General features: G+C 44.1%; 7 protein-coding genes and 1 tRNA gene. 6 read left to right on the forward strand and 2 right to left on the reverse strand.

What is annotated here, in order from left to right; all coding sequences use genetic code 11:
• Nucleotides 1-92: 92 nt before the first annotated feature.
• Nucleotides 93-168: transfer RNA gene (locus B4033_RS04545), tRNA-Lys, on the forward strand.
• A 314-nt stretch (nt 169-482) separates the two neighbouring features.
• Here B4033_RS04545 and B4033_RS04550 read toward each other — a convergent pair.
• Nucleotides 483-1,172 (reverse strand): hypothetical protein, encoded by a 690-nt coding sequence (locus tag B4033_RS04550; RefSeq protein ID WP_286832424.1) that lies wholly within the window; start codon nt 1,170-1,172, stop codon nt 483-485.
• A gap of 234 nt (nt 1,173-1,406) precedes the next feature.
• On the opposite strand from B4033_RS04550, the gene B4033_RS04555 reads away from it, so the two are divergent.
• The 3 genes from B4033_RS04555 (at nt 1,407) to B4033_RS04565 (ending at nt 4,134) form a co-directional block, all read left to right on the forward strand.
• A complete protein-coding gene (locus tag B4033_RS04555) occupies nt 1,407-1,676 on the forward strand; it encodes a PspC domain-containing protein (protein ID WP_004813390.1) in 270 nt (89 codons plus the stop codon).
• A gap of 180 nt (nt 1,677-1,856) precedes the next feature.
• The gene (locus B4033_RS04560) at nt 1,857-2,642 is read left to right on the forward strand and encodes a sulfite exporter TauE/SafE family protein (RefSeq protein ID WP_008303377.1); all 786 of its coding nucleotides are present in this window, start codon (nt 1,857-1,859) and stop codon (nt 2,640-2,642) included.
• A 79-nt stretch (nt 2,643-2,721) separates the two neighbouring features.
• On the forward strand, nt 2,722-4,134 hold the full coding sequence (locus B4033_RS04565; RefSeq protein WP_286832426.1) for an SLC13 family permease: 1,413 nt from the start codon (nt 2,722-2,724) through the stop codon (nt 4,132-4,134).
• A 72-nt stretch (nt 4,135-4,206) separates the two neighbouring features.
• Here B4033_RS04565 and B4033_RS04570 read toward each other — a convergent pair whose 3' ends face one another.
• A complete protein-coding gene (locus B4033_RS04570) occupies nt 4,207-5,316 on the reverse strand; it encodes an HPP family protein (RefSeq protein WP_286832428.1) in 1,110 nt (369 codons plus the stop codon).
• Between the two features lie 186 nt (nt 5,317-5,502).
• Here B4033_RS04570 and B4033_RS04575 point away from each other — a divergent pair, with 186 nt between their 5' ends.
• Nucleotides 5,503-5,961, forward strand: coding sequence for a hypothetical protein (locus B4033_RS04575; protein ID WP_286832429.1), 459 nt, complete (start codon nt 5,503-5,505; stop codon nt 5,959-5,961).
• A 95-nt stretch (nt 5,962-6,056) separates the two neighbouring features.
• Nucleotides 6,057-6,874 (forward strand): glycine--tRNA ligase subunit alpha (gene glyQ, locus B4033_RS04580; RefSeq protein WP_286832430.1); only part of this gene is annotated, 818 nt, incomplete at its 3' end.

Genomic DNA, 6,874 nt, shown 5'->3' on the forward strand with positions numbered 1-6,874 from the left:
GAGTCGCGGACGACCCACCATCTTATCCTTCGGGATAGCGCAATTACCAAATCTTGCGTCGTAAAAATGATCTTCATCATTTCTACTCCTCAGGGTCGTTAGCTCAGTTGGTAGAGCAGCGGACTTTTAATCCGTTGGTCCCGCGTTCGAGTCGCGGACGACCCACCATTCTTCTTCTATTCTGCGAAGATCATAACACCTGTATATTCCAATCAAGATCATCAACCGATCACGGCTTTGATTTGTCTTTTCTGAATTCTTGCTCTCTTCATTTTAAAATATGCTGGGATTATTTTAGATATATTTGTGCGTTATTCGTCTAGTTGCTAGAACAAGAGCTTTTTAAACTATGAGGCGTGGTTTCAAGTCCTATACCACCACCAAGCTACAGTTTTCTTTCAATCGTCTTATAATTTTTTATCTGTATCTGGGCTATTTCAACGCATCAGGATTTTTGTGAGTTTTCTTAGTCTACCCTCGCCTTATTGTGGCGAAGGGGATTGATTATCAATATCTTTTACCAGTTCATAAGATATACGTGGCAGCACATAATGTCGATCCATCAGCTCTTGACGATTTTCTTGCTGGGTTTTTGCAATATTCATCACCAGCTTGGTATTGTCTTTGACAGTATAATACAAAACCAGGCCCTCTTTACGGTAGACCACCAGCTCCTTACGAGTGGGATTCAATTCCCAACGGTCTTTACGATAGGTTGAATAAGGTGTCGCCATCTTGTTTTGGAAGGTAAATAGCTGACCATGTTGCAAGATACTGCGATATACCAGACCATTCGGGGCAAGGGTGAGAATAAACATTGCCTTGCCATTTTTGCAGGGAGAAAAACCATCATCATTACAACTGACTTCCGTGTAATAGCGTCCAACGAAGTCAACCGCATAATCTGGAATAGGCTGCCCATTAAAGCCATCTTCCTCTCTGAAAGTGGCATGACCAGCAATATCAGTCAGTTTCTTGGCTTGAGTACTTTCATCTAGCGCTTGATTAGCGAGAGAAACAGCTACCTCCTTTTTATGGTGCAACTCAAGTTCAGTATCACTGATCGGTTTACCCGAATGACGCTCACACCCCACCAGCCCGAGTGTACTCAGTAATATCACACCGAGCTGATACTCCAGTCTCTTGAAAGCTTTAAAAACCTTAAATTTCATTTAATTCAACCAGATTATGAACAGCCAAGCATTTTTATAAAATTAAAGGCAGGAGATTATTATTAAATTCAGGAACCTTCGTCTTCATGTTAAAGATTCCGAGAAAAATACTTAATCCCAATTTACATAAATTTACGAATAAATTGTATTTAGACACTTTAAAAATAATGACTTAGCTCCATATTTTAAGAGGAACGTCGTTGTTCTTTTATCTTAATTATTAAGGAGACCTGAATGGCCAATGTTGGTTTATATCGCTCTAACCGCTCGAACATGATTGCAGGTGTGATGGGTGGTATTGCTGAACGTTTTGGTTGGAATGCAAATTTACTGCGTCTGATTTTCGTGGTGATCTCTATAATGAGTGCCGCTTTCCCAGGTATCCTGGTTTATCTTGTACTTTGGCTGATCATGCCAAAAAAGCAAGCTATGGTTGAACATACGCCGCATCAGTCTACGGGCTATCAACGACCAATTCGTGATGTAAATAAAGATCCGCTGTAAGTTTCCTTTTTATAGAGTAAATAGTAATTCCCTTTTGCGCTGTGGCATTTCCCCTAATGACCACAGCTTTTTTTTGCCTGCTTCAGGCGATTTAATAAATTGTTAAATTATTTCTCTAGCCTTTGCCAACCGGCTGATTTCTCTATAACTTAGTTAAAAACTCCTTGAAATGGATTCAGGATGACACAGGCTGAATGGATTGTACTGTGCTTATGTGCTGTAGCAGCACTGCTGCATGGCTTGAGTGGGTTTGGCTTCCCGATGATGAGTACTGCGGTACTATCCAGCCAATATCCATTGAGTCTGGCAGTGACACTGGTCATTTTCCCCTGCCTGCTCCTGAATCTGTTGATGCTGAATGCTGATCCGCGGCACAGTCTGCTGCAGAGCATTCGCTATTATCTCAAACATTATTGGCCACTGATTTTAAGCAGCCTGATTGGCAGTTTGTTCGGAGTCAAACTGCTGCTATGGCTGAATGAAGGCTATCTCAAACTGCTGCTAGGAACAGTAATTATATTTTATGTACTAGATCAGCTTCGCTCCAAACCTTTTCAGAGCAACCCGCATATTCTGAGTATGGTGTGTTTTGGTTTATTGGCTGGTGTGATTGGTGGAGCGACCAATGCCATGGCTCCTTTCCTGATGATGTATCTGCTCAGCAGCCAGCTCAGCAAGACCGATATCGTCATTATCAGCAACCTGAATTTTATTGTCAGTAAACTGATCCAGTTACTTTTATTGTTCCCAATCCTGATCCAGATTAATCCACAACAACAATCCATTTTGATCGGTATTACCATTTTTGCTTTGATTGGCGTCTGGATTGGCGGAAAAATCCGTCATCGCCTGTCACAGCGGCATTTTAAATTTTTAGTCTTGGGCTTATTGATGGTTTTAGGCATACAGGCTCTATGGCAAAGTACTGCATTATTACAACATTCAAATCACCTTTTTTTAAATTAGTATAATTTGTAATCAAACCGCTTTATGATTAGAAAAATTCTTCATAAAAATTAGCTGTATAAAAACAAGGAGTGTGCGTATGACAAGTCAAAACCTTGCCACCCCCACCAACGTTATGCCCAAAGGCGTAATGAAAGGATGGATCCTGATTATCATCGCGGCCATTGTAGCCTTTATCCTGTATCAGGTTTTACCTTATGACCAGAATGCTAGCAAAGGTCTGGCTCTGCTGGCTTTTATTGGTATTTTATGGCTGACAGAAGCAATTCATATCACTATTACTGCCCTGCTGATTCCCATACTGGCAGTACTGTTAGCCATGCCGATGGCCGACGGCGATGCGCTGGTACCCATTACCACACAAGCTGCTTTAACCACCTTTGCCGATCCGGTTATTTTCCTGTTTTTTGGTGGTTTTGCACTGGCAACGGCGCTGCATATCCAGAAGCTGGACAAGAAAATTGCCATGTGGATTATTTCCTTATCCGGTGGACATTTAGGTATTTCAGTATTGGCCATTTTTGCCGTGACTGCCGCCCTGTCCATGTGGATTTCCAATACCGCTACCGCAGCCATGATGTTACCGCTGGCGCTGGGTTTACTTTCGCATCTGGATGTCGAGAAAGAACGTAAAACCTTCGTATTTATTCTGCTCGGGATTGCCTACTCCGCCAGTATTGGTGGTCTAGGTACAATCGTAGGTTCGCCACCGAATGCCATTGCTGCCAAAGCGCTGGGTTATGACTTTGCAGACTGGATGAAAATTGGTTTGCCAATGATGTTCATTATCTTGCCTGCGATGCTGATCAGTCTTTATCTGGTGCTGCGTCCCAAGCTGAATCACAAAGTACAGTTTGTCACTGAAGATATTCCCTGGACCCGCAGCCGTATTGCAGCAATGTTACTATTTATCTGTACTGCCCTGGCCTGGATTTTCAGTAAAAAGCTGACCGAGAACTTTGGAATCAGCCAGCCAGATACCTGGATTGCGATTCTGGCCGCATGTATGGTGGCAATTTTAGGTACCGCAACCTGGAAGCAGATTGCAGAGAATACTGACTGGGGCGTGCTCTATCTGTTTGGCGGCGGCCTGACCTTGAGTGCCATTTTAAAAGATTCAGGCAGCTCTCTGGTCTTGGGGCAAACTCTGGCAAATACTTTTGGTGATACTTCACCTTTAGTGATTATCTTTGTGGTAGCAACCTTCATCATTTTCCTGACCGAATTTACCAGTAATACCGCATCCGCTGCACTACTGGTGCCGGTCTTTGCCGCCATTGCCGATCAGATGAGAATGCCTAAAGAAATTCTGGTGATTGTGATTGGAATCGGTGCATCCTGTGCTTTCATGCTGCCTGTAGCAACACCGCCGAATGCGATTGTCTTTGGTACCGGTTATATTCAGCAGTCGGAAATGATGAAAGTTGGCTTTGTCCTCAACATCATGTGTATTTTCCTGGTATCGCTATTTATTTACTGGTTCTTTCTCTAAAGATGAATGGATTAAAAAAGCACGCTACGGCGTGCTTTTTCATTTTCGAAGATAGATCTACATCCGTCCAGATCAGGCACTCAGCTTGAAATGATTTAACTCCTGATATAAAGCAGCAATCATGTCAGCACGGCTAATGATACCGACCAGCTGACCTTCGTCCAGTACCGGAATATAATTAAAGGAACGCTCAACGAAATACGGCACCAGGTCCTGAATCGGCTGGCTTGGCTGTACAGTCACCACCTTCCGGCTCATAATATGTCCGACTTCAGATTCCCAGCCACTGCGAATGTCGGTAGCACGCTCAAACCATTCCACCAGCTGATACATCGCCAAAGTTCCAACCAGTTTCTTTTCCGCATTCACTACCGGCAGACTCATCAGATTCATCTGTCGGAATTTCGCCAAGGCATGCCGGATATCATCACTTTCCTGCAAGCTGGCAACGTCTTTACTCATGATGTCCTGACACAGGAATGGGCTGTCAGCACGTTCACTGGCCTTGCTCTGTGCTTCCAGAATAATTTTTTGCAGATCATATTCACTGATATCCAGTAACTGGGTCTGTTGATCAAGTACAGCCTGAATATCCTGTGGCTGAATCGTCACTTTCTGGGTCGGGGTTGGATCTTTAGAACGAGTATTAATCTGCAGCTGTTGCGGATAAGCCTTACCCAATATCCGGTTAAATACAATCGCTACCACCATCAACAGTACCGAGTTCAGCAAGACCGGATAGAACACAAAAGCATAGCCCAGCTCATGAATGGCATTGCCGCCCAGTACTGCTGTAATCGCCACCGCCCCACTCGGTGGATGCAGAGAATCGGTGCTTAACATCAATATAATCGCAATTGCTACGGCCAGACTGAATGCTAGGGTCGGGCTGGGAAACAGCAAACTACAGCTCACCCCTACGATCGCGGCAATAGTATTTCCAACCACCATATTCCACGGCTGGGCCAGCGGACTGGCAGGTACGGCAAACAGTAATACTGACGAAGCACCCATCGGCGCGATATACCACGCCTGAAAATCACCCAGTGCCCACAGGCTGATTAAAGACGACAGTGCCAGACCGATCAATGCACCTAAACCACACAGGATACGGTCTTTGACAGGGAGAATTTTAAAATTTGGCTTGAGGCTTTGCAGCCATTCTGAGGAACTATGCAACACGGTTGGCCTGAATTATTGTTTTGGGGAGTGCAGGCATTATAAAACCCTTGGCTTTAAAGATGTATTTATTTTATATCTTTTACTCATTGGTTTTTCTGCTTATGCTGAGGGTGCTCTATCTAAAAAATTATAATCAGGACCGCGCCTAAGCGGCGTATTTTCTTCTCTCAAACAAGAATAAAAACGATGCATTTTCTAATCCAGCCTTTACAACAAACCAAAACCGGAATTGCAGTACAACTGTTGCTGGCACCTGTACTCGGTTTAGCCTCACTCTATGGCCCTTTGATGTTCGTGCTGCTGATCTTGCACTTGTTATTCCTGGCTATGACCTCAAGCTCACTTCTACTCTCGATGGTGACTTTCATGCTGATCATGTACATTTTCGGGCTGCTGTTCTATCTCTGCCTGATCTATATTCCTTTATGTATCAGTCTATTCGTATTACACCATCTACAGCAGTTTCATATCTTCGGTATTGTGCTGGTGGGTATTCTGGCAACGCTGATTCTGGCTTATTTTCTAAGTTCCAATGATCTGTTCAGCACTCTATTCATGATTTCCTGCTTTAGCCTGCCCTCTATCGGATTTTTTATCTTTCTCAGTCTGCGTGCGCATGAACAGGCAGTTGCGTCAGGCGAATAAAAAGCGGCGTAGGCAATTCATGGATAACCTTTGCCACACCCTTGCAAAATCCTTATAATCAAGCACAATTTTTCTCTAATTTTAAGTGGATGACCATGAGTCGCGCCATATCGCATATTGATACCTTCCAAGGCTTAATTCTTGCCTTACAAAACTACTGGGCGGAGCAAGGCTGCGTCGTTTTGCAACCTTACGACATGGAAATGGGTGCAGGGACATTCCACACTGCAACATTCCTTCGTGCGCTAGGTCCTGAAACCTGGAACGCGGCTTATGTTCAGCCATCACGCCGTCCGAAAGATGGCCGTTATGGTGAAAACCCGAACCGTTTGCAACACTACTACCAGTTCCAGGTGGTATTGAAGCCAAACCCGGACAATATCCAGCAGCTTTATCTGGATTCTTTAAAAGCCATCGGTATTGATCCTTTAGTTCACGACATCCGTTTTGTAGAAGATAACTGGGAATCTCCAACCCTAGGTGCTTGGGGCTTAGGTTGGGAAGTTTGGCTAAACGGTATGGAAGTGACTCAGTTCACTTACTTCCAGCAAGTGGGCGGTGTTGAATGCTACCCGGTAACAGGCGAAATCACTTACGGTCTGGAGCGTCTGGCAATGTACCTGCAAGGTGTAGACTCGGTTTATGACCTGGTTTGGACCAAAGGTCAGTTCGGTACAGTGACCTATGGCGATGTGTTCCATCAAAATGAAGTAGAACAATCGACTTATAACTTTGAATATGCACCAGTCGATAAAATGTTTGAACTGTTCGACTTCTACGAAGCTGAAGCAACGCGTTTAATCGAAGCGAAACTGCCACTTCCTGCCTATGAGCAAGTGGTAAAAGCATCGCATAGCTTTAACCTGCTTGATGCACGTGGTGCAATTTCTGTGACTGAACGTCAGCGTTATAT

The organism is Acinetobacter sp. UBA3132 (assembly GCF_002364825.1).
Lineage (GTDB): Bacteria > Pseudomonadota > Gammaproteobacteria > Pseudomonadales > Moraxellaceae > Acinetobacter > Acinetobacter schindleri.

Excerpts from the sequence above, each read along its gene's own strand:
- B4033_RS04550 (WP_286832424.1), bottom strand. The coding sequence starts at position 1,172 with ATGAAATTTAAGGTTTTTAAAGCTTTCAAGAGACTGGAGTATCAGCTC.
- B4033_RS04555 (WP_004813390.1), top strand. The coding sequence starts at position 1,407 with ATGGCCAATGTTGGTTTATATCGCTCTAACCGCTCGAACATGATTGCA.
- B4033_RS04560 (WP_008303377.1), top strand. The coding sequence starts at position 1,857 with ATGACACAGGCTGAATGGATTGTACTGTGCTTATGTGCTGTAGCAGCA.
- B4033_RS04565 (WP_286832426.1), top strand. The coding sequence starts at position 2,722 with ATGACAAGTCAAAACCTTGCCACCCCCACCAACGTTATGCCCAAAGGC.
- B4033_RS04575 (WP_286832429.1), top strand. The coding sequence starts at position 5,503 with ATGCATTTTCTAATCCAGCCTTTACAACAAACCAAAACCGGAATTGCA.